This is a genomic window from Methanomicrobiales archaeon (assembly GCA_030019205.1).
Taxonomy (GTDB): domain Archaea; phylum Halobacteriota; class Methanomicrobia; order Methanomicrobiales; family JACTUA01; genus JASEFH01.
This window is the reverse complement of the sequence record JASEFH010000005.1, coordinates 17,318-41,540: the sequence shown is the minus strand read 5'-3', so window position 1 is coordinate 41,540 and position 24,223 is coordinate 17,318. Positions and strand designations below refer to the sequence as shown.

Sequence of the window (24,223 nt, the reverse complement as noted above, 5' to 3'; positions counted from 1 at the left end):
CTCACTTCAGGACGTCCAGCAGGGCGACCCGCTCCAGCACCAGGTCCGGGATCCGATCGGGCCCGGCCGCCTCGATCTCCTGCGGGGTGATGCCGAAGAGATCCGCCAGACGGCGCCTCTTCTCCGCCGGGAGGATCTCCCAGTCTTCCTCAACCATGGCAACGAGACCTTCGAGCGCCGCGGCAGCCGGCGGGCTCGGCGGGCAGAGAGCGATGTAGGCCCGGTTCCACCCGGCGTGCACCCCGAACCCGGCGGCCAGCGCGCACTGCCGGGTCCCCGCGGCGTAGAGGAGAGCCTCCATCTCGAAGGAGCTGGCGATACAGTCGCCCCGCCTGCAGGAGCGGCGGGCATGCCGGAGCGCCGCCTCCACGTGGGCCCTGCCGGCCATCTTCTCGGCGTCGAAGCTGACGATCACGATCCCGAACGTCCGCGCGAGCCGCCGGAGCTCCTGCACGAATCGGGACGGGTCTTCGGTGCAGAAGACCGCCTGGAGGATCTCGCACCCGGCATCCTCCGGGCCCGCCGGCATCGCGGGATCGGCCTTCATGCGTCGTCCCCGAAGGCGTTCAGGGTGGACTGCCCCTCCGCCTCCGCATCGTCCGCATCCCCCGTCTCCACCTGGGCCAGGAGCTGCTCCGTCCTCCCCCTCCCCAGGATCGAGACGATCGTGTCCCTGCTGGCCGCCCGGATGCCCTCCCCGTCCCGGATGCCGTTGTTGTAGAGGCGGCGGGCGAAGACGCGCCCGATGCCCCGGAACCGCACCAGCGGCAGCAGCTCGGAGCGGACGCCATAGCGGATCCGCCGCTCGAGATCCCGGATCCGCGGGGCGTGGGGCGGCGCGAACATTCGCGCCAGCTGTGCACTGGCGTGGACGAGCCAGTTCACGCCCTCCACCATCGCGTGGAGATCCCCCGGACCCACGCCGTAGCGTTCGCAGATCGCCGTGTCGGGCAGCTCCCCGGTCCAGTCCAGGAGGAGCATCGCGGTCTTGAGGCTCTGGTAGTAGGCCTCGGCGCCGTCGTCCTCGAACGCCGGGAACGGCAGCCAGAGCTCGTCCTCGTGCTCGCTGACGAACCGCTCCAGGAACCCGAGATCGCTCCGGCGGACGTAGAGCCTGGGCATGTCCGGCGTGGAGCAGATCAGCTGCAGCATCCCGATCTCGGAGAACTCGCTCTCAGCGATCAGGGCGTTCGCGATCGCATCCGCCCCGCGGGGGTCGAGGTAGAGGCGCGAGACCAGGGTCCCGAACTCCGTTGCGTAGAGGCGGTCAGGCGTCTCCGCGATCATCTCGGCGTCCCGCAGGAACGCGAGGATATCCTCGATGCTCCGCTCGAGGGCGCGGCGGTTCTGGTTCTGGTGGCAGTAGAAGGTCCCGTCCATGAACGCCAGCAGCCCCTCGCGGCTCTCCGCGAACTGCGTCGCGACGAGGGAGAGGACGTGGGAGCAGAGCGCCCACTCCCCGGCGCACTGCGACTGGACGTCCTCCGCTGTGGCGTCGATGTAGTGCTCGCAGAGGTCGTGCACGGACTCCCGGGACTTCGCGATCAGCACCGCCTCGCCGTAGGGGTCCAGGTGCGGGCGACCGGCGCGGCCGGCCATCTGGCGGTACTCCCGCACCGGAATCGGGACCATTCCCTGCCCCGACTGGAACCGCAGGTAGTCGCGGACGATCACCCGCCGCGCCGGCAGGTTCAGGCCGGCGGCGAGGGTCGGCGTGGAGGCGATGCACTTGATGCGGCCGCTGCGAAACCCTTCCTCGACGATCTGCCGCTTCTCCCGGGTGAGGCCGGCGTGGTGGAAGGCGGACCCCCGGGAGACGCAGTCCGCCAGCGTGCGGTCGACGTCCGTATCCGCGGCGGCGGCGATCTTCCGAGCGTACTCGGCGAGGGCGGGGTCCCGGATGCCCAGGGCAGCGGCGGCCCGTTTGGCGAAGCCCTCGGCGTTCCGGCGGGAACTCACGAAGAGCAGGCACTGCCCCCCTTCGGCGACCGTGTCCAGGCAGAGGTTGAGGTCGTCGTGCTTGGAAGGCTGCGGGACCGTGCGGTCGCGGTCCTTGAAGTGGATCCTCCCGCGGTAGTACACCCCCTCCCGCAGGTCCACCGGCCTCCAGCGGCTCTCCACCGCCTCCGCATCCAGCCATCCGGCGAGAGCCCGGGGGTTGCCGATGGTGGCGGAGAGGGCCAGAATCTGGAGGTGCGGGTTGCGGTGGCGGAGCTTGGTGATGACCATCTCCAGCGTCGCCCCCCGGTCCGGGGAGTCGAGCAGGTGCACCTCGTCCACGACGAGAAGAGTCAGCTCCGTTATCCAGGGCGTGCGGTTCCGCAGGAGGGAGTCGACCTTCTCGCTGGTGGCGACGATGATGTCGTAGCGGCCCAGGTGCTCCTCGCGGCGGTCATAGTCGCCCGTCGAGATCCCCACCCGCACCCCCTTTCCGCCGAACTCCTCGAACTTCTCGCTGGCGAGCGCTTTCAGGGGGACGATATAGAGGCATTTGCCCCCCCTCGCGATATGGTGGTGCATCGCCATCTCGGCCACGAGCGTCTTCCCGCTCGCCGTCGGGATGGCGAGAAGGAGGTTCCGCCCGGTAAGAAGCCCCTTCCCGATGCAGGCCGCCTGGGGCGGGTAGAGCTCCGTTATGCCCTTCTCGCGGTAGACCTCCTTGAGCCGTTCGGGCAGCGGAAGTGCAGCTATCTCCATGGTTCTAGAGGCAGGGTTGGATTCGGTCGGGGCGGCATACGGACATGGTCGTTCGTGCAGGGGGGGCGAGCCCCGCCGTCAGTAGTAGTACTCCAGCATCTCCTGCTTGGCCTCCCTCCTCTTCTTGTCTAAAAAGGAGAAGACCGTCTCGTGGGGCACGCCGGAGAGCAGCATCTCGATGGCAGTCCGTGCGATGCGGATCTGTTCCGGCAGCCCGATGATGGATACTGTCTTGCCGTAGATGGAGATCTGCGTTCCGGTCATGTCCTCGATCTGCTCCCGGGACCGTCCGGCCCGCCCGATCACCCGCCCCCGCACGCGCTCCAGCTGCTGGGGGGAGTCCGCGGCATTCGAGAGATCGATCACCTCGAGCATCATATCCTCGTCGAGGAGCTGGAAGGCGCGCTCGGGCGAGAACCCCCTCCCGATCGCCTTCGCGACATCGGCGGCGGCGATCACCCCCTCGATATTCTCCCCCTGCACCGTCACCAGACCCTCTTTGCTGTCCACGCCGATCGTGGTCTCCGTCTGCTCCTCGATGAAGCGTTTGGTGGCGCCGTTCTTGCCGATGAGCGCTCCGACGCGGTCCGGCGGTATCTTCAGCTCCTGCACGGTCACCTCGAACCCTCCTGCTGCCTCTCGCTGTACAATCCCGATATAGGGTTGCCGGTTATACGTTTAAAAACCTCTTTCTCCTCCGGCACATCCAGGAGCTGCGAGAAGAAGCGGTTCACGTTATGGATATCCCGCACAAGAAACGGGATCGCCCGCGGGTGATCCAGCGTCACCGCCTGGCTCAGGTCGATGATGTAGGGCACCCTCCCGTCGTAGAGGATGTTGAACTCGCTCAGGTCCGCATGCACCAGCCGCGCCTCCTGGAAGAGCCGCCGCATCGAATCGACGACCTCCTCGTAGACGGCCGGCGGGTCGTTCACCTCCGCGAGCCGGATCGGGGGGTAGGCCAGCTCGTCCTCGCCCAGGAACTCCATCAGGAGAATATTGCGGTCGAACGCGATGGGCTCGGGCACCCGCACGCCCGCCTCTCTTGCCCGGGCCAGGTTGCTGTACTCTTTCCGGGTCCAGGCGAAGATGATATCTTTCCGCGTGCGGCGGATGCGGGCGAACCGCGGGTCACCGTCCAGGTACTCCGTCATGCGGCGGAAGTTCGCGGTCTGCACCAGGTAGATCTTGATGGCGAGGGGCCGGCCGTCCATCTCGCCGTAGAAGACGTTGGCCTCTTTTCCCGTGCTGATCGCCCCGCCGATGGCGGAGATGAGCCTTTTATGGACGAAGCGGTAGAGCGCCAGCAGGGTGACCTCGTCGAAGACGTCCTGCCGCACCTTCAGCTGATCCCGGTCCTTCAGGCGGACGCCCTTCTCCTGGAGTTCCCGGTCGAACATCTCCTGGACGTCTTCCCGGCTCAAGCGCGAATCAGCCTCCCTGCATGTAGTCCCTCACCGGCGCCAGAATCTCGGCGAGGCAGCGTGCCGCCGTCTTCTTCAGGTCCAGGGGATGGACTTCGCCCCGTGCATAGGCGCATTCCAGCTCCGGATAGCGGGTAAAGGTGCGGTCGCCGCCGAACTTCTCGGGCCGCCGCACAACCACCTCACGGCAGCGGGGGAAGACGTGGAACTGGAGGATCTGGAGCACGGGGTTCCCCTCCGTCTCCGGCGGGCAGAACGCCTTCTGCAGCTTCTTCTGGATCGCCTCCTCGGAGTCCGCGACCGAGATGTAGTTGCCCTGGGACGAGGACATCTTCTTGCCGTCCAGCCCGAGCAGGATCGGGGTGTGGATGGAGACGGGCGCCGCGTAGCCCACGGATGGGAGGTGCTCCCGCGCCAGCATGTGGATCTTCCGCTGGTCGATCCCCCCGACGGCGGCGTCCACGCGGAGCCAGACGATGTCGACCATCTGCATGATGGGGTAGATCATCTGGGAGACGGTGGGGTGCTCCATGTTGCGGCCCACCTCGTCCATGCTGCGGGTGGCCCGGTTCAGGGTGATCTGCTGGGCCAGGCGCAGGACCATGAGTTCGTAGTCCGGGTTGAGCTGGAGTTCGCTGCCGGTGACGTAGTGCACGTCCGAGAGTCCCAGGGCCTCGAAGCACCGCTGGTTGTAGCGGGCCAGCTCCTCCACCTGCTCCAGCGTCCCCTTGCGGTTGAGGAATGCGTGCAGGTCGGCGAGCAGCACGACCACCTCGAACCCCGCCGCGCGCAGGTCGAGGAGTTTGTTGACCGTGACGAGATGGCCCAGGTGAATCTCGCCGCTGGGCTCGTACCCGGCGTATACCCGTTTTTCGGGCCTCTCCAGGAGGGCTCTCAGCTCGCCCTCTGTAACGACCTCCACGGTGTTCCGCGTCGCCAGCTCGTATGGATCCATTGAAAATAGTTGTGCGGGGCGGGTGTTATAGGTTGTTCTAGATGGAGGTGAATTTTAGCGCCTCGTTGGTCATGCGTATGGATACTTCGGGATCCCGCACCGTTCCGGTCATGGCGCGGATGGCGTCCACGTTCTCGACGACCACGTCCGCCTCCTGGTGGATCGCCTGGAAGAGGTAGACCTCCTTCCCGTCGATGCCGATGGACGCCTCGAAGACACCGTTCTCCCAGAGGTCCGAGCGGGGTCTTCCGATGTCCGAGACGTACTCCTTCAGTTCGGCGCTGCTGGTGATGCCGGTCGCCTTCTGCACGAGCCCCATCCTCGGGTGGGATCGGACGATCTCGACGATGCGCTCCCGGGACGGCTCTCTTTTGAGGTCCATGTTGATCGCGTGCATGTGCATGAGGGTGGTGGGCACGATCATCGCCATCGTGACGATCGGGATGTGGGGGAGCACGGACTGGACATCCGGGCCGTGGTGGCTCGGGATGGTCACGGGATTGAGGACGATCGCGTCGATGGGGCCCCGTTTGACATCGTCCGGATCGGCGCCCCGGCGGACCATCACCGCCCGCACCTTCTCGATGCCGTACTCCCTGTCCATCGCGTTGATGATGCGGCAGAGACCGGTGGTGTTGCAGGAGACCACCCGCACGAACTGCCGCCCGATCGCCTCGCGGTAGTTGCAGTCCGAGTTGAACGAAAATCCGGCGACCTCGTGTTCCTCGCCTCCCTGGAAGATCGCCTTCACGCCGGCCTTCTCGTAGAGCGGGCGATTCTTCTCGCCCATCCCGCCCGGCGTCGCATCGACCACCACGTCGGCGATCTTCAGCATGTCGTCCACCGAGCCGGCGACCTTGAGACCGAACTTCTCGAATGCCGCCTTCTTCCCGATGTCCGCGATGTAGAGCGGATAGCCGCGCTCCTGCGCGACGAACGCCTCGGCGCTCGGGCGCGTCTTCGAGACGCCGACGATCTCCATATCCGGCTGTGCAGCGACGGCGTCCGCCACCCGCTTGCCGATGGTGCCGTAACCGTTGATTGCCACCTTTATCATATGAGAGGGAATACGGGGGAAATCATATAAAGATTGCCATGGCAGCGCTTATGGACGGGATTCTGGATGTTTCCATCCTTTTCTTCGGACCAACGGCTGCGTGGGGACCGGTGAGGGGGTCGGGGACGGTGGCGATGCCCGGGCCCCGCAGCAGTGGGAAAGCAGCGTCCGTGCAACAGCGCACACCGGCGGAACACCGCCCGCCGGATCCGACCGGGACCCGGAAGCGGGGGCATCCCCGTGGAAGGCCCCGGATCGTTCCTGCGCTTCCGGGAATGCGGAGTCGAGCAGGAGGGTGCCGGTGCCCTGCCGAACCGCCGCCTCTCCCCATCGAGGAATCCCGGGCTGACCGTCAGTGCCGCGGGGCGAATTGGCTCTCCCGGCACTGCCGTAATCGCTGCCCTCCCGCGGCGCTCGACATCCCGTGAAGAGGGTTGACCACTCCGATCCGGTGCGGAAGGTGCGCCAGCAGTTCTCGCTGATCCGGCTCGGTCGAGACCCTCGCCGAGGGCATGGTGACGCCCGACGTTCTCCGGGATAGGACATGCTCCTGCCCCCGTCGTGCGACAGAGAGGCTCCCACCCGGCACGCATCGTCCGGGCCTGTCGCACGATCCTCCCTTCAGGGGAGCGGCGAAAGAGTTACGCTGTAGGGCGACTGACGGCATCCTCGGGTGGAGTGCAGATGCACAGCAGCGTTCGCAGCTGGGAAGCACGGCGGGAGTGGCAGAATCCCGGGGAGATCCTCTCCCGCATCGGCGTACGGGCCGGTTCGACGTTCCTGGATATCGGATGCGGCGACGGCTTCTTCGCCATCCCGGCGGCCAGGATGGTCGGGGAGGGCGGAGCGGTGTGCGGTCTGGACATCGACGCGGATGCGATCGAGCGGCTGCGGGAGAGGGCAGCGCAGGAAGGTCTGCAAGCGATGATTCGTCTCCGCGTAGGTCCGGCAGAAGAGATCGTGCTGTGCGATCGCTGTGCGGACATTCTCTTTTTTGGAATCGTCCTCCACGACTTCCAGGATCCGGGGCGCGTGCTCCGCAACGCGCGGCGGATGCTCAAACCCGGCGGCCGCCTGGCGAACCTGGACTGGAGGAAGGAGGAGATGCCGATCGGGCCGCCCTGCCATGTTCGCTTCAGCGAGGAGGAGGCGGCGCGCCTCATCGAAGGGAGCGGGTTCCGGGTGGAGTCCGTGGAGCCCTGCGGACGGTACCACTACCTGATGATCGCATCCCCCGCCCCCTGAAGTCTCGGAATATCGTTCGGGAGGTGGGCGGATCTCGCCCCGAACCCCGGTCCCGTACCCCCTCTCTTCCTTCGAGGAAAAGGCCTGAACGCCCCTATGTCGGGGCATACGGGTTCGGATATCGGGCGTCTCTGGAACCGGGCCTATCGCAAGGGGAGCGGAAGGGGGTGGATCCCGCCTCTCGCAGGGTCTCGGGATGCATTCTCGAAGCGGGGGATCGCATCGTCGAGGATCGGCAGGCTCTTCCCGGTGCACGTACTGCAGATCCCGCATCTATGGCTCCAGGTAGGTCGCCTGGATCGCCACCACCTCCCGGCTGTCCCTGGCCCGGGCGTACAGCTCCAGGGGCTCCCGGTTCACCTCCAGGAATCGGAGCCCCCACCCGAACTTCTCCAGGATGGCGTGGGCCTGATCCCGCTCGCCCAGGATGAACAGGGCGGCGGCGAACGCCTCGACCGAGGAGAGCTTGAACGGCTTCCCGAAGTTCACGGGGTTCGCCGCGAGCAGGAAGGGCAGCGCCCTCCTCCGCCGCCACGACCGCACCTGGGAGGTGTCCAGCACCTCCCAGGAGCAGTCCAGCACGGCGATGGAAGGAGCCGTGCGGTCGGCGGGCGACAGCGCCTGCTCCGCGGTGGGGTCGAGGAGCAGGCTGCTCCTCGGTATCCGCGCCATCCGGCTCGCCACCCTCACCAGCCCGAACCGCTCCAGCTTCTTCACGGAGCACTTGCGGGGATCGCAGGTGTTGTCGCGGTAGGCATAGAGGGGTATCATCGAACAGGATCTCAGCGTGGATTCCCATCAAAGTGTTGCCGGGAACGATCGGGGGATATCGAATGCACGACGCTGCGGCACCCCTCCTGCCGGATGGCTCATCGGCCACGTCCGTCGCTGGAACGGCCGGGATCGTGCGGCACCGATGCCGGCGAACCGTGAACCCCGATCCCGTGACGCTCCCGGATCTCCGGATCTCCCAGAAAACCCCCCGGGGGGGCCGGATAGACCGCATGGCACGGGACAGATAGGATTATTGTCGCAGGGTTCCCTGTAATTCTACCCATGTACGTGCTTGCCTGCCCCTGCCTCGCGGACCCGTCGCTCCGGGCGCGGGGCATCACCACGGAGGCGGACCGGCGGGCGTTCGCCCGGGCCATCGAACGCTGCGCCCGCTTCGGCATCGAGGTGGTCCGCCTGCCCTGCCCCGAGACCCTCCACCGGGGGAGGGACCGGGAGCCGACGACGTACCTCGCGGGCCTGGACACACCGGCGTTCGCCGCCCTCCTGGACCGCCTCGAACGGGACGCGCGGGACCTGATCGCCCGGCGGGGCCCGCCCCTCGCCATCCTCGGCGTCGACGCGTCGCCGACCTGCGGGGTGCACTTCACCCACCGCGGCGGCGAGCCTCCCCGGCAGCCGGGCAGGGGGGCGTTCCTCTCGCGGTTCCCCGAGATCCCGGCCTTCGACGCCGGGGAGTTCGCCCGCTACCGGGTGTACCTCGCCGCCCCCCTCTTCTCCGACGCGGAGCGGACGTATAACGCCCGCCTGCGGGACGCGCTGGCAGAGCACCTGTTCGCGGTCCACCTTCCGCAGGAGCGGAGCGACGGATGCCGGCGGGATCGGGACGCGAACCGGGCGATCTTCGCGGACAACGTTCGGGCCATCCGCGATGCGGACATCGTGGTCGCGGTCTGCGACGGTGCGGATGCCGACTCGGGGACCGCCTGGGAGATGGGGTTTGCGCACGCCCTGGGAAAACCCGTGTACGCCATACGGAGCGACTTCCGCATGGCCGGCGCCTGCGAACGGGTGAACCTCATGCTCGAGGAGTCGGCGGTGTTCGTACGGAGCATCGGGGACCTGCTGCAGGCGATGCGGGCGCCGCTGCCGGCGGGCATGGAGCCCCCGCCGTAAAACGAACAGGTGAAATACGCAAAAGCCTCAGTAGCTGGAGTGAAACTCGACCGGATCCTGCTGGGCATTCTCCTTTTCACCGTCTTCCTCCTCCTGCCCCTGCCCATCCCCACCGCGGCGCGCTACGTCGCCGCGGTCACCGTGCTGATGGTCGCCTGGTGGGTGACGGAGGCGATCCCGCTGGAGGCAACCGCGCTCCTGCCCCTCCTCCTCTTCCCCCTCCTCGGCGTCCTCTCCGCGGCGGAGGCGGCGGCGCCCTATGCCGACCGGGTGATCTTCCTCTTCCTGGGAGGGTTCATCATCGCCATGTCCATGCAGCGCTGGGGGCTGCACCGCCGAATCGCGCTCCACATCATCAGTCTCCTCGGGACAGGCCCCAAAAAACTGGTGCTGGGCTTCATGGTCTCGACCGCCTTCCTCTCCATGTGGATCTCCAATACGGCGACCGCGATGATGATGATCCCGATCGCGATCGCGATCATCACGACCATCCTCCCGAACGGGAACCCTGCAGGGGAGGGCCTGACCGAAGAGCAGCAGTCGTTCGCCGCCTGTCTGGTGATCGCCGTCGCCTACGCCGCGAGCATCGGCGGCATCGCCACCATCATCGGCTCGCCGCCCAACGGCATCTTCGTCGCGCAGCTCCACACCCTCTTCCCCGCCGCGCCGCCGATCGACTTCTTCTCCTGGATGCTGTTCGGCGTCCCCTTCGTGGCGGCGTTCATCCCGGTCACCTGGCTCTGGCTGGTCTACGGCCCCTACCGCCACCTGCCGCAGACCGTCAGCCACGCGGGGGAGATCATCTCGCAGGAGCTGCGGAAGATGGGCCCGATGGGGCGGGGGGAGCGGTGGACGCTTCTCGTCTTCGTGCTGACCGCTCTGGCCTGGATCTTCGAGAAGAGCAAGGATATCGGCGGCGTGACGATACCGGGGCTCGATGTGCTTTTTCCGGCCATCGACGACTCCACGGTGGCCATCTTCGGCGCCCTCCTGCTCTTCCTGCTGCCCGTGGACCGGGAGAAGGGGATCTACACGATGGACTGGAAGACGGCGGTCCAGATACCCTGGGGGATCCTGCTCCTCTTCGGGGGCGGCCTCGCCCTCTCCACGGGGTTCATCCAGAGCGGGCTTGCGCAGCAGATCGTCTCCAGCCTCACCGTTCTGGGTGTCCTGCCCGTCCTGGCGGTGGTGCTCATCATCGCGATCGCAGTCTCTCTCTTCACGGAGGTGACCTCGAATACCGCGATCGCCTCCATCATGATGCCCATCATGGCCGTCACGTCGGTGAGCCTCCTCGTCAATCCCTACCTGCTGATGCTCACGGCGGCCGTCTGCGCATCCATCGCGTTCATGTTTCCGGTGGCGACGCCGCCGAACGCCATCGCCTACGGGACGGGCCACATCAGCATGCAGCAGATGCTGCGGACGGGATGGCCGCTGAACTTCATCGGGATCGGGCTCTGGGTCGCCGTCCTCTTCACCGTGACAATGTGGGCTCTCGGGTTCACGGTGGAGCTGCCCGCCTGGGCCGTTCCGCCGTGAGCAGCGGTTCCCGTGCCCATCGGCGCGATCCCCGCGAACGACAGGGGTGTCCCCCTCCCGAGCCGTTCGCGATATTCCAACGAGGCGGATCTCCCGTCCCATCGTGACACCCCCCTCCCGCTCGATGAACCGGCGCCCGGGACCGGCAAACGGAATGACGGGCAGGTGTTTTATCAGCCCGGTCATATCCCCCCTCCCCCTCAAGACCCCCTCCCCCTGAGTGCGAGAGGGCCTGTACAGGAGAAGCGAGGATCGGTATTCTCTCGATCTTAGAATGAACACCGGTCTTTCTCTGATAACGGGTTACGGAAGGCTCGCTTCGGTATTCCGGATCGAGACCGAATCGCATCGAAGGGGTGAGAGGTCCAATTCCCTCTTGCATCCGTATAATGGCAGGCCATCCCACGAGGAGGTGTCTCTGGAGTGCATCTCCGGTGCGTTATCCCGAAACCACCCTCCCCCGAAAGAAGAGCAGTGCGGTCCACAGGGCCACGGGATGGCGTCCTCCCCGCTGGCCATCATCACCGGCGAAAATTGCACTGCGGATGTGCATAGGCGTGCTCTACAGATCCACCAGCGCTCTCACCGTCTCGAAACCGGCGTCCATCCGCTCCCGGCTGCACGGCCTCCCGCGGTTCCGCTGGTTGGGGAACGGCATCGGGATGATCCCGGGACGAGCCTGCTCGTTCAGCGACTCCTTCCGCGTGGCGCCGGCATTCCCCGCCTCCGGGAAGGGGTGGAACCGTTCCATGCAGCGGAGGGCCGCTAAGGCGGTGTTCCCCAGCGCACAGATGCAGTCGGGATCGATGCGGGCGATCTCCGGCTCCAGGATGGATCGGGCGCTGAAGCGGATCAGGGACGACGGGATGGCTGGCTTGCGGTTCTTGTAGAAGACGCACTTGATCGTGTCCGTGAGGAACAGCCCCGCTCCCCGGAACCGGACCAGCTGCTCGTGCCGGGTCGCACCCTCCACTCCCCGGGTGGTGGAAGATCGTGCTGCCCAGGGTGGTCCTCCCCCGGGGCCCTCGCTCCGGGTCGTAGCGGGCGTTGTAGAAGTAGACGTACTCAGGTCTCTCGATATCGAGAGCCGATTGGACACCTGTCCATGGGGGCGACTCCGCGATGAACAGGATTCTCACTGTCTTCGGAAGCCATCGCCGGTAGATGTCGTGCACGGCGAAGGGCAGGAGATCGGGCCGCATCCAGTCGATCGGGCCGGGGCGGCAAGAACCGTTGAGGTAGGCGTCGTAGAGCCCCTCGATCCTGCCGTGCTGGAGTTGAGATTCGCAGGATTTTGCGAACGGCTGGCTGATCTTCGGCATTAACACGTATTTATATTAGCTATTTTATTTAACAAGGTGCATAGTAAGAATGCGCGCCGACCGGGAGCGAGTGCACGCCATCCCTCTGCATGACGGGCCGCCAGCAGCCGCTCAAAGACTGTTGCGGACCGTTGCATACACCTGATGCCCCATCAGGGGTCCTCTACGATGACGTCTCCCGCCGACTGCACCACGATCTCCCGCTCGCCGCGGTAGGTCTGCACCACCCCGTAGACGGTGACCCGCGAGCCCGGCTCCACCTGGACGGCAGCGGAGACCGGGCTCGGGACGAAGACCGGCATCCCGTTCACCGAGAGGATCAGGTGCCCGCCCTCGCGGGTATGGGTGACGCGGTCCACCGTCCCCTCCAGCACCACCAGCTCGCCCTCCCGCGAGGCGTTCGTGAGCGGCGAGGCAAACGCAGACTTCCCGATGAGGGTGAGGACGCCCTGGGAGAGCAGGATGGCGGCGGTGACCCCGACGAGCAGGAGGAGGGCGATCCGCTCCTGGCGCTCCATGATGCAGTTATGGGATGGGGGAACTACATATCCGATTCGATCCGCCGCCGCCTATCTCCGGCGGCGGTGGACGTAGAGCGCCAGGAGTGCCGCCAGGACCGCCATCGCCGCGGCAATCCGCCCCCAGTCCCTCCCGACCGCCCCGGCGGCATGCCTCTCGCTCGCCGTCCAGTCGTCCTCGAACACCGCCCCGAAGTAGGCGGCGACACCGGGGTGGTCGATGATCACCCCGCTCTCGCGGTTGAAGTTGGGCGAGTTCTCGTTCCAGTTGACGCTGCTGACGAGCACCCGCCGCCCGTCCACGATGACGCCCTTGTTGTGGATCTTCTCCAGGCGGTTGCCGCCCAGATCCGCGCAGCGGGCAGCGAGAGGCAGTCCCTCCGCCTCGGCGACGCGGTTGATGTACGCCGCCATCTCGTCGTTGTCGGCGGCGTCCTCCGTGTTGTACCAGTAGGAGTCGAGGAGCACCCGCACCTTCACCCCCCGCCGGGCGGCCTCGATCGCCGCCGCGAGGAACGGGTTCGGTTCGGCCGGTGTCCGGTTGGTGATATACGCCTGCTCGATGTCGATAGAGGTCTCCGCCCCCTCCAGCATCTCCCGGATCAGGCGGCTGGTGTCCGGCGCGAGCACCGCCGTGACGGTCGCACCCTCGAACCGCGCCGGAGGGAACTCGACCGTGTAGGGTGCGTAGACCGGCGGAGCGTAGCTGCCGCCGTGCACATCCATCGGGACGATGTCCCCGCCGCTGCTGTCCCAGAGGAACACCTCCCGGAAGTACTCCGCCAGGGCGGGGCTCTCCAGGTAGACGCCCCAGCCGCGGTTTCCGCTCGATCCGGCGGGAGGGAACCCGTTCTCCTTGAAGTTCTCGCTGGTGATGAAGAGCCCCTCGCCGTCGATCACCATGTACTTCGCGTGGTTGAAGCGGTACTTGGGGTGGGCGTCCCCTCCGCTGCTCATCTGGTGGATGGGGATGCCGCTCTCCATCATCAGGCTGCAGACGTAGCGCTCCGCCGGCGCGATGCCGCCCACCGGCCCGCCCTCCAGGAGCATACGCACCTGCACACCGCGGGCCGATGCGTCCGCGAGCGCCAGGGCCAGATCCGGGCTGGTGAACTCGTAGACGTTGACCAGGATCTCGTCGTCGGCATCGCGCACAGCGGCGTAGAAGACCTCGAGCGACGCGTCCGGGGCCACGAACGCCGTCAGGCTGACGTCATGGAACGTCGCCGGCGGGAACCGCGACTGGCCGATCAGAAGCACCCGCGGGTCCCATACTCCCTCTTCGAGGAAGTGGATCTGCCCCTCCCGCGGGTGGACATCCCCGGGCCAGGAGACCCTCTGGATCTCCTCCCCGTTCGCGAGCAGCACCAGTTCGTCCCGCTCGTTCCCCATGCGGAGGTCGTCGCCGCGGATCACCTCGGGGACGAGGGGGGAGTGATCGAACAGTTCGTAGTGCGGCAGGGTTCCGTACGTCCTCTCGTACGCCGCCGCATCCCGCGCCACCACCAGGCGTCCCTGGATGCACGCGCCGGCGGGGAACCGGAATCCCCCCTCCCCGTCGGTCACCGTATACCCCGCCAGGGATCCCTCACCCTCCAGCACGATGTACTCGTCGGGATCTCCGGAACGATAGGGATCGGGGCAGAACTCCACGATCTGGAGGGCGACGGCGGGAAGAACGAGCAGGCACAGGAGAAGGACACAGAGAGCTACCCTCATTCGTTTTTAAGTTTTTGTCACCGCCCCTTATGAATAGCGGGCTTTTGCATCCTGCGGACGGCGGCGGACCGCTTCCGGCGGACAGCCCTCCCGGTCGTCCTGCGGGCGCAGGTGTATATATGCCCGGAATGCTACAGGAGAGTATGACTCCGAAGATCATCGCCATCCTCGGCAGCCCCATACCCGACGGGAACACGGCCAGGCTCCTGAACCGCGCGGTCCAGGGTGCGGAGGACGCCGGGTGCGTCGTGGAGCGGGTCGACGTCTCCAGCCTGCGGTTCCGCCCCTGCATGGAGATCTTCCAGTGTCTCCACATCGACGAGTGCGCCATCGAGGACGACGTGACGCCCTACTACCGCAAGTTCCGCGAGATGGACGGCCTCATCGTCGCCGCGCCCGTCATGACGATGGGCATCCCGGGAGCCCTGAAGTCGTTCATGGACCGCTTCCAGGTCTTCTTCAACGCCAAGTACATGCGGCGCCGCCCCCTGGTCTCGAGCGAGCATAAAAAACGGCGCAGGACGCTCTTCATATCCATCGGCGGCATGGACATCGAGAACGACTTCGACTGCTCCGTCACGTCCATGAAGGCCTTCTGTGACATCATCGACTGCCCCTACTGGGGGGACGTGCTCCAGAACAACATGGACGCGATCAAGGACATCGCCACCCGTCCCGACGTGATGCAGGCGGCATACGAGAAAGCCCGCACGATGTGCACGCTCATACGGAACGACATGCCCGGCGCCCCCCGCGGCCCTCCTGCCGGAGGGCGGTCGGAGCGGTGATGCGGGGCGTCCTGCCATGCACACCCCGATCGTGCTGAAGTGCGGCGGGAGCCTCCTCGGGCGGGTGCCCGGCATCGTGCAGGAGCTGCAGGACCTCGGAGCGCCCGTGCTCCTGGTTCCCGGCGGGGGGCCGTTTGCGGATCAGGTGCGGAGGCTCTCGCCGCCCGACGACGCCGCCCACTGGATGGCGATCGCCGCCATGGAGCAGTTCGGCTGGTACATCGCAGCCCACGGTCTCCCGGTCCAGGATCGCCTCCACCCTCCCGCGGGTCCGACCGTGCTCCTACCCTATGCGGTCCTCCGTGCCCTCGATCCCCTCCCGCACACCTGGAGCGTCACCTCCGATACCATCGCCGCCTGGGTGGCCGAGCGCCTCCGTCTCGACCTGGTGCTCCTGAAGTCGGTCGACGGCATCCGCTGCAGCGGCGTCCTGCAGGAGCGGATCGACCGCCCGTGTGCGTGCACGGAGGTGGACCCTGCGCTGATCCCCTTCGCCCTCTCCCGCGGAGTGCGCACCGTCATCCTGAACGGACAGCGGGCGGGATCGGTGGCCAGATACCTGGAGAGCGGGGACGGGGCGGGAACGGTCATCGATACAAGATTTTAACTCGTTTGAAAATAGACACTATAGGAATCCAAGGAGTCACAGAATGGAAATAAAAAGGTGCACTTCCTGCAACGCGCCGCTGGCCGAGATGGGGGCGGCGGAGTTTCTCTGTCCCGAATGCGGCACGGAGATCCGGCGGTGCCTCCGCTGCAGGCAGCAGAGCATACCGTACGAATGCCCCAAGTGCAGGTTCAGGGGGCCCTAGGGCATGGGAAAAGTCGTTGCAGTGCTCCGGGTGATGCCGGAGTCGGTCGAAGCGGATCTGGAAGAACTGAAGGCCTCCATGCGGAAGAAGGTTCCGGGAATACAGGATATCCGCGAGGAGCCGATCGCGTTCGGGCTAAAGGCCCTCAAACTCGCCGTTGTCGTCGGCGACGAGGAGGGCGGCACCGATGCCGTTGAGCAGTCGCTGCGCAGTGTTTCGGGCGTGGCAAGCGCTGAAACGATCGAAGTCAACCGGATGATCTGACATCATCCAACTCTTCCAGCCGCTCCATCACCTGATCGGTGATGATCCGTATCTTCTCCGCAGACTTCCGGAACGCGAGCACCTCGTCCTCTTCGAGCCGGATGGGGACCGGGAACACGCCGTCCTGGTTGATGCGGGCCGGCACGCCGATGCAGACGCCTCCGATGTCATGAACCTCTTTTCGGACGTAGCTGGATACCGTGAGTATGCGGTTCTCGTTGCCCAGGACCGTGCGCACCAGGGTTGAGATCGCCTCTCCCGGGCCGTAAATCGTGGATCCCTTCTGCTTGATGATCAGCTCGCCGGTATTCTTCACCGTCTCCACCATCTCCTGCACCGGGATCTGGCCGAAGGACGGCAGGTTGTCGATCCGGATCCCGCCGATCGTCGTGGCGGACCAGAGGGGGACCATGCTCTCCCCGTGCTCCCCGATGATGCGGGTGTGCACCTCGCTCACGTGCACGTTGAAGAAGGCGGCGATGAGGGATTTCAGGCGCATGGAGTCCAGGTGCGTACCGAGCCCGAATACCTGCTGCGGCCGCATGCCCGAGTACTGCAGGGCGACGGAGGTCAGCACGTCCACCGGGTTCGATACCATGAACAGGAAGGCTTTCGGCGCGACTTTGCCGATCGTCATGGCCATCGGAGCCACGATCCGTGCATTCTGCAGGGCGAGATCGAGCCGATCCTGCCCCGGCTTGCGGGGCTCCCCCGCAGTGAAGACGATGATGTCCGATCCCCGCAGGTCGAGCAGATCGCAGGTCCAGCGGACGGACGTGTGGTCGCCGCGGGCGGCGAACGAGTCCATGAGATCCCGGGCAAGCCCCTCCAGGTGACTCTCGCGGCCGTCCCGCCCCACGAGCGTCAGTTCGTGGACGTACGGGATATGCGAGATCGCATGGGCGGCAAAAGAGCCGAGTCTCCCCGTTGCCCCGATGATCGCGACTCTGGACATGGTGATCGAGAAGTACTGGGGACACGTCCTCGGTCGACACCACGTTCCGGCTATTGCCGGGGCATCCCTTCTCCACCCCGCGACCCCATGGGCGCCGAACGTCCGCGGTAAGTCTGCTCCCTTCCGGGCCTGAACCGGTCTCCGCGGCAACAGGTCGTCACCCCCTCCGGAGCTTCGATGCCTGTCCGCCGACCTCATGGGACGAGGCTTCTACGTCAGGACGCCCCGAACGCCAGCCGGTCGCCGGAGCCTTCCTCGGACTTCGCCCCCCGCATGCCGACGATGTCGGGTTACAGGTGACGCCGAGCCACCCGGGCTAGTCCCCGGGTATACATATCGCATTCAGGGGGGATAAATACTCTCTCCCCCGGCAGACGGGGTCGCCGCGGCGCTCTCTTCCGCTCTAGGGGATGAAGACCTCCCCGCCCACACGGCTCCCCCACTCCTTCAGGAGGCGATCGTTCCGACTGCGGTCGGCCTTCTCGTAGAGATCGAGTACCGTCAGCATCTCCCGTTTATGCGGGATCACGGTGTGGAGCCGGCGGAGATCGCCCTGGTAGACCTCGATCCGCTGCTCGCCTTCGGCCTCCGCGATCCTGACGGGCTCCCTGCCCACGGGATTCTCCTTCATCGCGCCGTAGTCCGCGAGGAGGCGATACGAGTCGATGAACAGGTTCTCGCGGTTCACCTCGACGTTGCGGGCGGTCCAGTAGGCCGCGGCGTACCAGGCATCGTTGAGGATGACGTGCGGAACGCCGAACAGGGCGGCGGCGATCCCCAGCGTTCCCGGGCCGCTGCAGGCATCCACGAAGAGGTACGGCATCTGCCGCGCGAGCCGACTCGTGACAGAGGCTATCTTGGGGTTGTCCGGGCGGGGGAACTCGATGTGCATCAGGGACTGCTGCTTGTAGATGACCGCGGGGCTGACAGAGGTGGGGAAGATGTTGGCGCGGACATCGCAGCCGGCGAGCAGTTCGTGGACCTTCGGGGGCTCCTCGAGGGCAGCGTCGACCGCGCCCGGCACGAAGTCCCCGCATCGCACCACGCCCCGGATCTCCGGCACCTCGCGCACCATCCGCTCCGCGCTCGCCCGGGTGACGTGCCGCGAGAGGAGCACGAGGGAGTCCTCCGGCAGGAACGGGGGGCGCTCCATGGGAAACCCGGGATGGACGAGCGGAGTGCCGACCTGCCGCAGGGGGGCGGTGCGGGGGAGGCCGCCCTCCTCGACGAGGATCACGTAGAGGTGGGCGAATACGCCGTCGATGAACCGTTTCCCGCATTCGCAGGGGGATGGGAAGGCGAGGTCCTTCAGGGGTCTGTTCTTGTCCAGGACTCGTCCGCGGCAGGCGGGGCAGGGAGAGAAGATGCCCGGAACCCGTGCCAGCAGTTCGGGAGCAGGGGTGATGCAGTCGCCCCCGCAGACGGGACATTCCATGGGTCTGCGTGGGCGGGGCTCCGTGAAAAACGTTGCGGGATGGCTGCTCGGCACCCCTCCCCCGCCTAATCCGACGCCTCCGCCGGCGGAGCGATGCGCGCCTTGATGGTGCCCAGGGATACGGGTTTCACGAGGCCCTGGGCGACGAGGCTGCCGCCGAGCTCCTGGAGAGACTCGTTCAGCCGCAGGATCCAGAGGTGCTCTACGAGGACGATGGCGGCGGAGCTGCCGTTCGGGATTCGATCGGGTATGTTTCGCAGATCGCTCTGTGACAGGCCGTAGGTATGCGCCATCTCCAGCATGCGCTCGCCGGTTGCCCGGGGACTGATCTCCTCGACCCCGCTCTCGAGCCCGATGAGCTCTTCGGCGATCGAACCGTACCGGAGGGCGACCTCGGGTCCCAGGTCGCTCAGATCCAGGCGGAAGACGCTCCCCTCCAGGGTCTTGTGTATGAACAGCATATCGATCAGGCGGACGTCTCCCGCATTCCGGAGGCTTTCCAGCTGGCGGAAGATCTCCTCCTCGAACTGGCCTTTCTCGAATCCAACCAGTATCAACTGTATCGGGCCGATTGTCATCTCCATTTCTCCCTCGATTCCGACATCTGCCTCCAACCGGATCGCGGTTCCAGTATCCCGTCGTCCGGCGGGATGTCACCTACAGCACGATCTTATAAATTACCTGCGGTGGCGGCCCAGCATAATGCGCCTTTCACCCGTGGTTCATTCTCTTCTCGCCCCAGATTCTTCCCTGCCATCGGCGGCATCCGCGGGCCCCATCAGGGCCGCCATCCAGCGGGTCGCATCGGATATCTCCAGGAACGCCTTCACCGCGAGGGTGAGGGGGATGGCCAGGAACAGGCCCGGCACGCCCAGTACGAAGGTCCAGAAGAAGATGGAGAGTACGATGGCGAGCGGGGATAGTTCGAGTTCCCGCTCCACCCGGTAGGGGAAGAGGTAGTGGACGCTGCGGTCGATGACCACCATGCCGATGAGGACGGTTGCCGCACCTGCGAGACCGTACTGCAGCCATCCGATGCCCACAGGGGGGGCGAGCGCGAGGTAGAGGCCGAAGTAGGGGATGTAGCCGAGAACGACGTAGACGACGGCCCAGAGGATGGGGGTATCGATCCCGAGGACCCAGAGGAGCAAGGCAATCGCCGTTCCGGCAATCAGGCTGGACCGGGTTCTGGCGGCAGCATAGCGAACCAGGTTCCGGCTCCGCACGACGAACGGGGCCAGGTTCCCGGCAACGCTCCACGGTCCTCCTCCGCGCCTGCGCCAGACCCCGGCGATCTCCTGGATCACGAAGCTTGTCACGATTACGATCAGGAGATAGTCCACCACCAGGGCGGTAAGCCCTGCAAGAATCGTTTCGGTGTCCGGAATGAACGGGGAGTCTCCCGCCACCTGCCCGGGCGGGGGGAGATCGATTCGGATGCCCAGGTTTGCAAGCACGATCCCGGCTTGCGCGATCTGGGCCGACAGAAGGTCCTGGTATGCCGGAAGCGCCTCCTGAAGCTGGAGGAGGGAGATGCTCAGGAGCGCGATCAGGAGCAGGCTGACGAGGACGATGATACCGATGGCGAGCAGGGGCGCCAGCCATGCGGGTGCATCTCTGTCCTCGAACCACCGGACAAGCGGGGCTGCCAGGATGGCGAGGACGAAGGCAAAGATGATGGGGCTCGCGAAGGGGGCAGCAAGGCTCATGCCGCCCACCGCGATGGCGAGGACGATGAGAACCCGTGCAAGTGTGGACAGGTCGGGCGATTCGGCTGCGCGGGTTGCATCGACGGACGGGCGATTCATGCGGTCACCGCACACTGCCGATCACGATCCGCATCGGATGTCACCGCGGCACTCCTCTTCGATGGGATAATGCGCCGGGAGGGTCTCGGGACGGGTCACGCCCTGCCTTCCGTGCATCGGCGGCAACTTCCGTCTCGCAGGGCATCCGTGGAAGCACCGTGGACCCGATCCGGTATGTCCGGGCGTTGTTCTGGCAAAGCCGCCAAGCATGCTTTACCCCTCGTGTTTTCGGCTATTTAAGGCTCTCGTATCGGCAGTCTCGAGCATACCCGTACGGTCTCGTTTTGGGATTGCGGGCCAACTCTCGATCACGCCGATAGAGGCAATGACGGCCGAGGCTCGTCCCCCAGTTCCCCGGCGATCCCCGACGGACGCGACAACCGATAGGGAGAACAAAGGAGGGACACCGGAATCGACTCTGACGGTGAGAATACGGGATCCGCCCCTGCAGTATGCGGAGGTTCTGCTCCGGTTTGCAGACTCTCCCCAACGTCGGGATAGTAGGGGCAGTTCGATCCCGTGTTCGGAGTAGAGAACATCAGTCCTCATTTCCCCGAATACGGGCGGTATCGCTCCGAGTAGGGAGCGCACCCCCTCAACCGTGCCCCCACCCCGCTGGACACCCCGGGGAAATGATTGCCCTGTATGGCAGGAGTTCGACTTCGAAACACCCCAACCCCGACACCGTGATATCCCCGCAGTCGAGGAGTGGAATAGGGCGGTTCGAGCCGCGGATGCAACACCAATCTCGTGATCTCGATCTGGCCCCTGTCACCCTGAGGGGAGGCGGGCTCACCCATCGTCTGGATGGCACCCGTGGTTCCTCCCCGGACCGCACACAGGCCTTTGCACCGTGCCGCCCTGGCCGAAACGGACGGGACCGGATTCGTCCGTTTACAGCAGGAACATGGCGAATACCGTTTGCAATGCGTCCGCATGGCAGAATATCCATGCATCCGGCCCCATATCGCTTTCGGGTATCTTCACGGAATCCAACGCTCCGCTCTCTGCCTGGCATCCATCGGATCGTGCTTCGAGTGATGGAAGATATTATATACGGGAAGAAGACTGGGTATGGCAGCTGATCTGGCGTCCGGCGGTCGGGGTTCTTCGGCTCTCCGCGGGATTATCGCGGTTATTTTCGGATTGGTGGCGCTCATCTTCCCCCAGGCGATTGTCGGTTTCTTCGCCTATTTCGTTGGATTTTTAGCCATTATCCTGTCGGTGTTCGTCATCGCCAATGGCCTTGGCCTTGGCCCGGATCGGGAATCGCGATGGTATATCATCGTTGCAGGGGTCCTGGGATTCGTGGTTGGCATTCTCATCCTGCTGTCGCCCACCACCTTCATCGTCGCCCTCGTCTACCTCATCGCGATAGGGCTGGTCCTCATCGGCGTTGGCGATCTGATCACCGGGCTGACCACGGCCGGGGCGGGAACGTACCGCTGGCTTCTCGTGCTGGTCGGGATCGTCTCCATCGTCTTTGCAGGGATCCTGCTGTTCTACCCACTGCTGACCACGCTTCTCACCGTGCAGATCGTCGGCGTCTATGCGATCATCCTCGGGATACTCGACATCATCGCCGCCCTCTTCCGGCGGAGGCGATGACGGACAGGCCCGCGGCGGCGACGAAGGGTCCCCCGGATATCAAAGGTGAGACCCCCTTTCCCGTCCGAAGCGTCGGCGGCTCTTCCGGATAGATCCGCAACCGGGAGAAGGCCGCTCCGGATCCAGGAGCCATTCATCCCGCAGGGGCCAGACAGTCCGATCGCATCGTGTCAGCATCCCCCTCACATCCGCTCAAGAATCCGCGGATGCCGGAATGTTCAGCGCCAAAGACATGTGGGATCCCTTCCCAGCCCGCGGCCATCCGGAAGCAGGCTTGCCGTGCAGCAAAGCCCGTAAAGCGCACCTGCAAAACTTTCAGGTCTATTTTTCGATTGATATAGGACCGGATTCTCCCCGGGACGTCAAATATGGCATAACGCAGCTCACGATTTACATCCTCCCAGGATATGCTCTCCTTCTCCTCTCTGGAACGGTCCTCTGTGGCCCTGCACCGGAAGAGCGTGATCCCGCGGCGATCCCCGGATCGGATCAGCGGCCCGATCAGGTGGATGTAGCCCACCCCGAGAACGCCGGCGAAGACGGCGACGAGCGCGATCCGCAAGAACCCCGGGGCGAGCTGGAAGAGCTGCACCCCGAGCATGGTGTCGACGAGGAGAAAGGCATTGATGAGAAATACGACCAGGAATACGCTCGAAGTTGCTATTAAGACGGGTGCGGGGAGGTTCAGGGGAAAGGGGAGGATCCGCACGATCATGCCGGCGAAGTAGATGATGGATATGGTGAAGATGAGCACCAGGCTCTCGTTGATAAAGGAGACCATGTTCTGGAAGGTGGCGTCGACGACGAAGAGTGTCATAAGGTTCAATAAACCGACGATAGCCAGAAATACCAGGAGGCCTGCGTACCGCTGGAACAGGATCCAGTACAGGGACGGCTCTTCCTCTTCCGGCATAGGGGGGCCTAATTCATCACCCTATGGATAAACCTTTGCGGTCGATTCGAGATGCTGTTTGACGCTCCGACTCTGCTCGGGATGCTCGACAGCGATGCATGGAGTTCCAGGCACCGGATCGGCACAGACATTATGCGAATGGCGATTGCATCTATTGCAATGATGTAACCGGGCGGATACGCCCGGGGCACTGCTCGATCGATCCTTTCTGCCGTCTCCTCCTTCGCCGCCGGTTATCTCCGATAGAGGGGGTATCCTGGGGCGGTGCTAACACATGCCCTGATCGGGTCAGGTGCCCCCCGCTGCGGAAGATCGCATTCTGCTTCAGCGGTGGGGGGGCATTCTGATCAGGAGCGGGAACTCCCCGAACGTCTCCCCGATGTGCTGCCGATAACAAGGCGATTATCACCGCTTTCAGGAATGCGGTACTCCAGTGCTGCAGAATATCCGCCGGGATGCCGTCGGAAGAACAGGCACTCGCCCTTCGGTAGGGCAAGGAGCCGGTCGCGCCCCTCGGAAATCGATCGGTTCACTTCGGCAACGAAGGCGTTCCGGGCCTGGAGGGGGGCGAGATTCACATCCGAGAGGGCGAGGGATCCAGGTTGCCGCCCCCGGCATACCCGTACAGGGTCTCTGCCGAAGATCAGGCCGTAGAGCCTGATCCGGCGCCGGGCGACCGGTGAGGGCCTGACCACTCCCCTGAAGCCTGCACGCGTGAGACCCCGATCGGAACGCCGGCGGGACAGAGCATCTCTGGAGCAGAGCCGGATTGGCGTTGAGATCGGCCAGACGCGCGCCTCCTCAAAGGCCTCCGATCTCTCCCCCCGTCAGGGATCGCCTGGATCCTGCAGGCACCTGCATGGGAGATCCCGGATGCTCTCTGGACACGGAACGGACACGTCATCCCCGAAGAGCACCCGCAATCGCGCCGCCGATGAACGCCAGGATTCCATGAACCAGGAACAGGACGACCATCAGCAGAATGCCGACAAACAACGCTGTAAAGAAACCCACCCCTCCCAGGAGCACCGTACTTCCGACGAGGACGAGCAGCACAACGATGATCCCCCCGAGTATGCCCGAGACGAGCCCCGCAATGCCGGCGTTCCACGGGCCGCCCCTGGCGATATAGCCAGCAGCAAACCCCCCGACAAACGGTCCCGCCACGGGTACGAACAGATCGACAATGATCATCAGGATCCATCCGGCAATGACGCCAGTCCAGAAGTTGCCTCCTCTGAAATCCGCCATAA

The 24,223-nt window shown here is 65.2% G+C and carries 24 protein-coding genes and 1 other RNA gene; 8 read left to right on the top strand and 17 right to left on the bottom strand.

Annotated features, from left to right (window positions below; all coding sequences use genetic code 11):
- Position 1 precedes the first annotated feature (1 nt).
- From cgi121 to QMC96_04425, 6 genes are all read right to left on the bottom strand, one after another.
- Positions 2-547 carry a KEOPS complex subunit Cgi121 gene (gene cgi121, locus QMC96_04450; protein ID MDI6876006.1) on the bottom strand — a complete coding sequence of 182 codons (546 nt, stop codon included), beginning with the start codon at positions 545-547 and terminating at the stop codon, positions 2-4.
- On the bottom strand, positions 544-2,697 hold the full coding sequence (locus QMC96_04445) for an ATP-dependent DNA helicase (GenBank protein ID MDI6876005.1): 2,154 nt from the start codon (positions 2,695-2,697) through the stop codon (positions 544-546). Before QMC96_04445 ends, cgi121 begins: the two co-directional genes overlap by 4 nt.
- Positions 2,698-2,775: 78 nt before the next feature.
- Positions 2,776-3,315: a KH domain-containing protein gene (locus tag QMC96_04440; GenBank protein ID MDI6876004.1), complete on the bottom strand. Its 540-nt coding sequence runs from the start codon at positions 3,313-3,315 to the stop codon at positions 2,776-2,778.
- Positions 3,312-4,121, bottom strand: a complete 810-nt coding sequence (locus tag QMC96_04435) for a serine protein kinase RIO (GenBank protein MDI6876003.1) — start codon at positions 4,119-4,121, stop codon at positions 3,312-3,314. The genes QMC96_04440 and QMC96_04435 overlap by 4 nt, the downstream gene beginning before the upstream one ends.
- Before the next feature lie 7 nt (positions 4,122-4,128).
- Positions 4,129-5,076: a tyrosine--tRNA ligase gene (locus QMC96_04430; protein MDI6876002.1), complete on the bottom strand. Its 948-nt coding sequence runs from the start codon at positions 5,074-5,076 to the stop codon at positions 4,129-4,131.
- Positions 5,077-5,113: 37 nt separating this feature from the next.
- Positions 5,114-6,133 (bottom strand): type II glyceraldehyde-3-phosphate dehydrogenase, encoded by a 1,020-nt coding sequence (locus QMC96_04425; protein ID MDI6876001.1) that lies wholly within the window; start codon positions 6,131-6,133, stop codon positions 5,114-5,116.
- Between the two features lie 684 nt (positions 6,134-6,817).
- Here QMC96_04425 and QMC96_04420 point away from each other — a divergent pair.
- On the top strand, positions 6,818-7,378 hold the full coding sequence (locus QMC96_04420; GenBank protein ID MDI6876000.1) for a class I SAM-dependent methyltransferase: 561 nt from the start codon (positions 6,818-6,820) through the stop codon (positions 7,376-7,378).
- A gap of 273 nt (positions 7,379-7,651) precedes the next feature.
- Here the strand turns inward: QMC96_04420 and QMC96_04415 are convergent, their stop codons facing one another.
- On the bottom strand, positions 7,652-8,149 hold the full coding sequence (locus QMC96_04415) for a DUF367 family protein (protein ID MDI6875999.1): 498 nt from the start codon (positions 8,147-8,149) through the stop codon (positions 7,652-7,654).
- 285 nt (positions 8,150-8,434) lie between these two features.
- Between QMC96_04415 and QMC96_04410 the strand changes: the two genes are divergently transcribed.
- Complete coding sequence (locus tag QMC96_04410; GenBank protein ID MDI6875998.1) at positions 8,435-9,286, top strand: nucleoside 2-deoxyribosyltransferase; 852 nt, start codon at positions 8,435-8,437, stop codon at positions 9,284-9,286.
- Between the two features lie 39 nt (positions 9,287-9,325).
- Positions 9,326-10,828, top strand: coding sequence for a DASS family sodium-coupled anion symporter (locus tag QMC96_04405; protein ID MDI6875997.1), 1,503 nt, complete (start codon positions 9,326-9,328; stop codon positions 10,826-10,828).
- 562 nt (positions 10,829-11,390) lie between these two features.
- Here the strand turns inward: QMC96_04405 and QMC96_04400 are convergent.
- From QMC96_04400 to QMC96_04390, 3 genes are all read right to left on the bottom strand, one after another.
- On the bottom strand, positions 11,391-11,801 hold the full coding sequence (locus QMC96_04400) for a uracil-DNA glycosylase family protein (protein MDI6875996.1): 411 nt from the start codon (positions 11,799-11,801) through the stop codon (positions 11,391-11,393).
- Between the two features lie 501 nt (positions 11,802-12,302).
- Positions 12,303-12,668: a hypothetical protein gene (locus tag QMC96_04395; GenBank protein ID MDI6875995.1), complete on the bottom strand. Its 366-nt coding sequence runs from the start codon at positions 12,666-12,668 to the stop codon at positions 12,303-12,305.
- A gap of 51 nt (positions 12,669-12,719) precedes the next feature.
- Positions 12,720-14,387 carry a phospholipase D-like domain-containing protein gene (locus QMC96_04390; GenBank protein MDI6875994.1) on the bottom strand — a complete coding sequence of 556 codons (1,668 nt, stop codon included), beginning with the start codon at positions 14,385-14,387 and terminating at the stop codon, positions 12,720-12,722.
- A gap of 143 nt (positions 14,388-14,530) precedes the next feature.
- Here QMC96_04390 and QMC96_04385 point away from each other — a divergent pair, with 143 nt between their 5' ends.
- The 4 genes from QMC96_04385 to QMC96_04370 are packed head-to-tail and all read left to right on the top strand — an operon-like array spanning position 14,531 to position 16,251.
- Entirely contained in the window at positions 14,531-15,175 is a 645-nt protein-coding gene (locus QMC96_04385) for a flavodoxin family protein (protein MDI6875993.1), read from the top strand.
- Positions 15,176-15,191: 16 nt separating this feature from the next.
- Positions 15,192-15,782, top strand: a complete 591-nt coding sequence (locus tag QMC96_04380; GenBank protein ID MDI6875992.1) for a uridylate kinase — start codon at positions 15,192-15,194, stop codon at positions 15,780-15,782.
- 43 nt (positions 15,783-15,825) lie between these two features.
- Entirely contained in the window at positions 15,826-15,987 is a 162-nt protein-coding gene (locus QMC96_04375; GenBank protein ID MDI6875991.1) for a zinc finger domain-containing protein, read from the top strand.
- Positions 15,988-15,990: 3 nt separating this feature from the next.
- Positions 15,991-16,251: an elongation factor 1-beta gene (locus QMC96_04370; GenBank protein ID MDI6875990.1), complete on the top strand. Its 261-nt coding sequence runs from the start codon at positions 15,991-15,993 to the stop codon at positions 16,249-16,251.
- Here the strand turns inward: QMC96_04370 and QMC96_04365 are convergent.
- From QMC96_04365 to QMC96_04345, 5 genes are all read right to left on the bottom strand, one after another.
- The gene (locus QMC96_04365) at positions 16,235-17,206 is read right to left on the bottom strand and encodes a malate dehydrogenase (protein MDI6875989.1); all 972 of its coding nucleotides are present in this window, start codon (positions 17,204-17,206) and stop codon (positions 16,235-16,237) included. The genes QMC96_04370 and QMC96_04365 overlap by 17 nt on opposite strands.
- Before the next feature lie 15 nt (positions 17,207-17,221).
- Positions 17,222-17,533, bottom strand: an RNA gene (gene ffs, locus QMC96_04360) — signal recognition particle sRNA.
- A 76-nt stretch (positions 17,534-17,609) separates the two neighbouring features.
- Positions 17,610-18,641, bottom strand: coding sequence for a hypothetical protein (locus QMC96_04355; GenBank protein ID MDI6875988.1), 1,032 nt, complete (start codon positions 18,639-18,641; stop codon positions 17,610-17,612).
- A 65-nt stretch (positions 18,642-18,706) separates the two neighbouring features.
- Positions 18,707-19,219 carry a hypothetical protein gene (locus QMC96_04350; GenBank protein ID MDI6875987.1) on the bottom strand — a complete coding sequence of 171 codons (513 nt, stop codon included), beginning with the start codon at positions 19,217-19,219 and terminating at the stop codon, positions 18,707-18,709.
- 144 nt (positions 19,220-19,363) lie between these two features.
- The gene (locus QMC96_04345) at positions 19,364-20,449 is read right to left on the bottom strand and encodes an AI-2E family transporter (protein MDI6875986.1); all 1,086 of its coding nucleotides are present in this window, start codon (positions 20,447-20,449) and stop codon (positions 19,364-19,366) included.
- A 1,074-nt stretch (positions 20,450-21,523) separates the two neighbouring features.
- Here QMC96_04345 and QMC96_04340 point away from each other — a divergent pair.
- On the top strand, positions 21,524-22,057 hold the full coding sequence (locus QMC96_04340) for a DUF308 domain-containing protein (GenBank protein ID MDI6875985.1): 534 nt from the start codon (positions 21,524-21,526) through the stop codon (positions 22,055-22,057).
- Between the two features lie 133 nt (positions 22,058-22,190).
- Here QMC96_04340 and QMC96_04335 read toward each other — a convergent pair whose 3' ends face one another.
- Positions 22,191-22,970: a hypothetical protein gene (locus tag QMC96_04335; protein MDI6875984.1), complete on the bottom strand. Its 780-nt coding sequence runs from the start codon at positions 22,968-22,970 to the stop codon at positions 22,191-22,193.
- 900 nt (positions 22,971-23,870) lie between these two features.
- A complete protein-coding gene (locus QMC96_04330; protein ID MDI6875983.1) occupies positions 23,871-24,221 on the bottom strand; it encodes a DUF5518 domain-containing protein in 351 nt (116 codons plus the stop codon).
- Between the last annotated feature and the right edge of the window lie 2 nt (positions 24,222-24,223).

Bases quoted from the DNA above. Each gene is read 5' to 3' on its own strand.
- cgi121 (MDI6876006.1), bottom strand. From the start codon at position 547: ATGAAGGCCGATCCCGCGATGCCGGCGGGCCCGGAGGATGCCGGGTGC.
- QMC96_04445 (MDI6876005.1), bottom strand. From the start codon at position 2,697: ATGGAGATAGCTGCACTTCCGCTGCCCGAACGGCTCAAGGAGGTCTAC.
- QMC96_04430 (MDI6876002.1), bottom strand. From the start codon at position 5,076: ATGGATCCATACGAGCTGGCGACGCGGAACACCGTGGAGGTCGTTACA.
- QMC96_04425 (MDI6876001.1), bottom strand. From the start codon at position 6,133: ATGATAAAGGTGGCAATCAACGGTTACGGCACCATCGGCAAGCGGGTG.
- QMC96_04420 (MDI6876000.1), top strand. From the start codon at position 6,818: ATGCACAGCAGCGTTCGCAGCTGGGAAGCACGGCGGGAGTGGCAGAAT.
- QMC96_04415 (MDI6875999.1), bottom strand. From the start codon at position 8,149: ATGATACCCCTCTATGCCTACCGCGACAACACCTGCGATCCCCGCAAG.
- QMC96_04410 (MDI6875998.1), top strand. From the start codon at position 8,435: ATGTACGTGCTTGCCTGCCCCTGCCTCGCGGACCCGTCGCTCCGGGCG.
- QMC96_04395 (MDI6875995.1), bottom strand. From the start codon at position 12,668: ATGGAGCGCCAGGAGCGGATCGCCCTCCTCCTGCTCGTCGGGGTCACC.
- QMC96_04390 (MDI6875994.1), bottom strand. From the start codon at position 14,387: ATGAGGGTAGCTCTCTGTGTCCTTCTCCTGTGCCTGCTCGTTCTTCCC.
- QMC96_04385 (MDI6875993.1), top strand. From the start codon at position 14,531: ATGACTCCGAAGATCATCGCCATCCTCGGCAGCCCCATACCCGACGGG.
- QMC96_04380 (MDI6875992.1), top strand. From the start codon at position 15,192: ATGCACACCCCGATCGTGCTGAAGTGCGGCGGGAGCCTCCTCGGGCGG.
- QMC96_04375 (MDI6875991.1), top strand. From the start codon at position 15,826: ATGGAAATAAAAAGGTGCACTTCCTGCAACGCGCCGCTGGCCGAGATG.
- QMC96_04370 (MDI6875990.1), top strand. From the start codon at position 15,991: ATGGGAAAAGTCGTTGCAGTGCTCCGGGTGATGCCGGAGTCGGTCGAA.
- QMC96_04365 (MDI6875989.1), bottom strand. From the start codon at position 17,206: ATGTCCAGAGTCGCGATCATCGGGGCAACGGGGAGACTCGGCTCTTTT.
- QMC96_04355 (MDI6875988.1), bottom strand. From the start codon at position 18,641: ATGGAATGTCCCGTCTGCGGGGGCGACTGCATCACCCCTGCTCCCGAA.
- QMC96_04350 (MDI6875987.1), bottom strand. From the start codon at position 19,219: ATGACAATCGGCCCGATACAGTTGATACTGGTTGGATTCGAGAAAGGC.
- QMC96_04345 (MDI6875986.1), bottom strand. From the start codon at position 20,449: ATGAATCGCCCGTCCGTCGATGCAACCCGCGCAGCCGAATCGCCCGAC.
- QMC96_04340 (MDI6875985.1), top strand. From the start codon at position 21,524: ATGGCAGCTGATCTGGCGTCCGGCGGTCGGGGTTCTTCGGCTCTCCGC.
- QMC96_04335 (MDI6875984.1), bottom strand. From the start codon at position 22,970: ATGCCGGAAGAGGAAGAGCCGTCCCTGTACTGGATCCTGTTCCAGCGG.
- QMC96_04330 (MDI6875983.1), bottom strand. From the start codon at position 24,221: ATGGCGGATTTCAGAGGAGGCAACTTCTGGACTGGCGTCATTGCCGGA.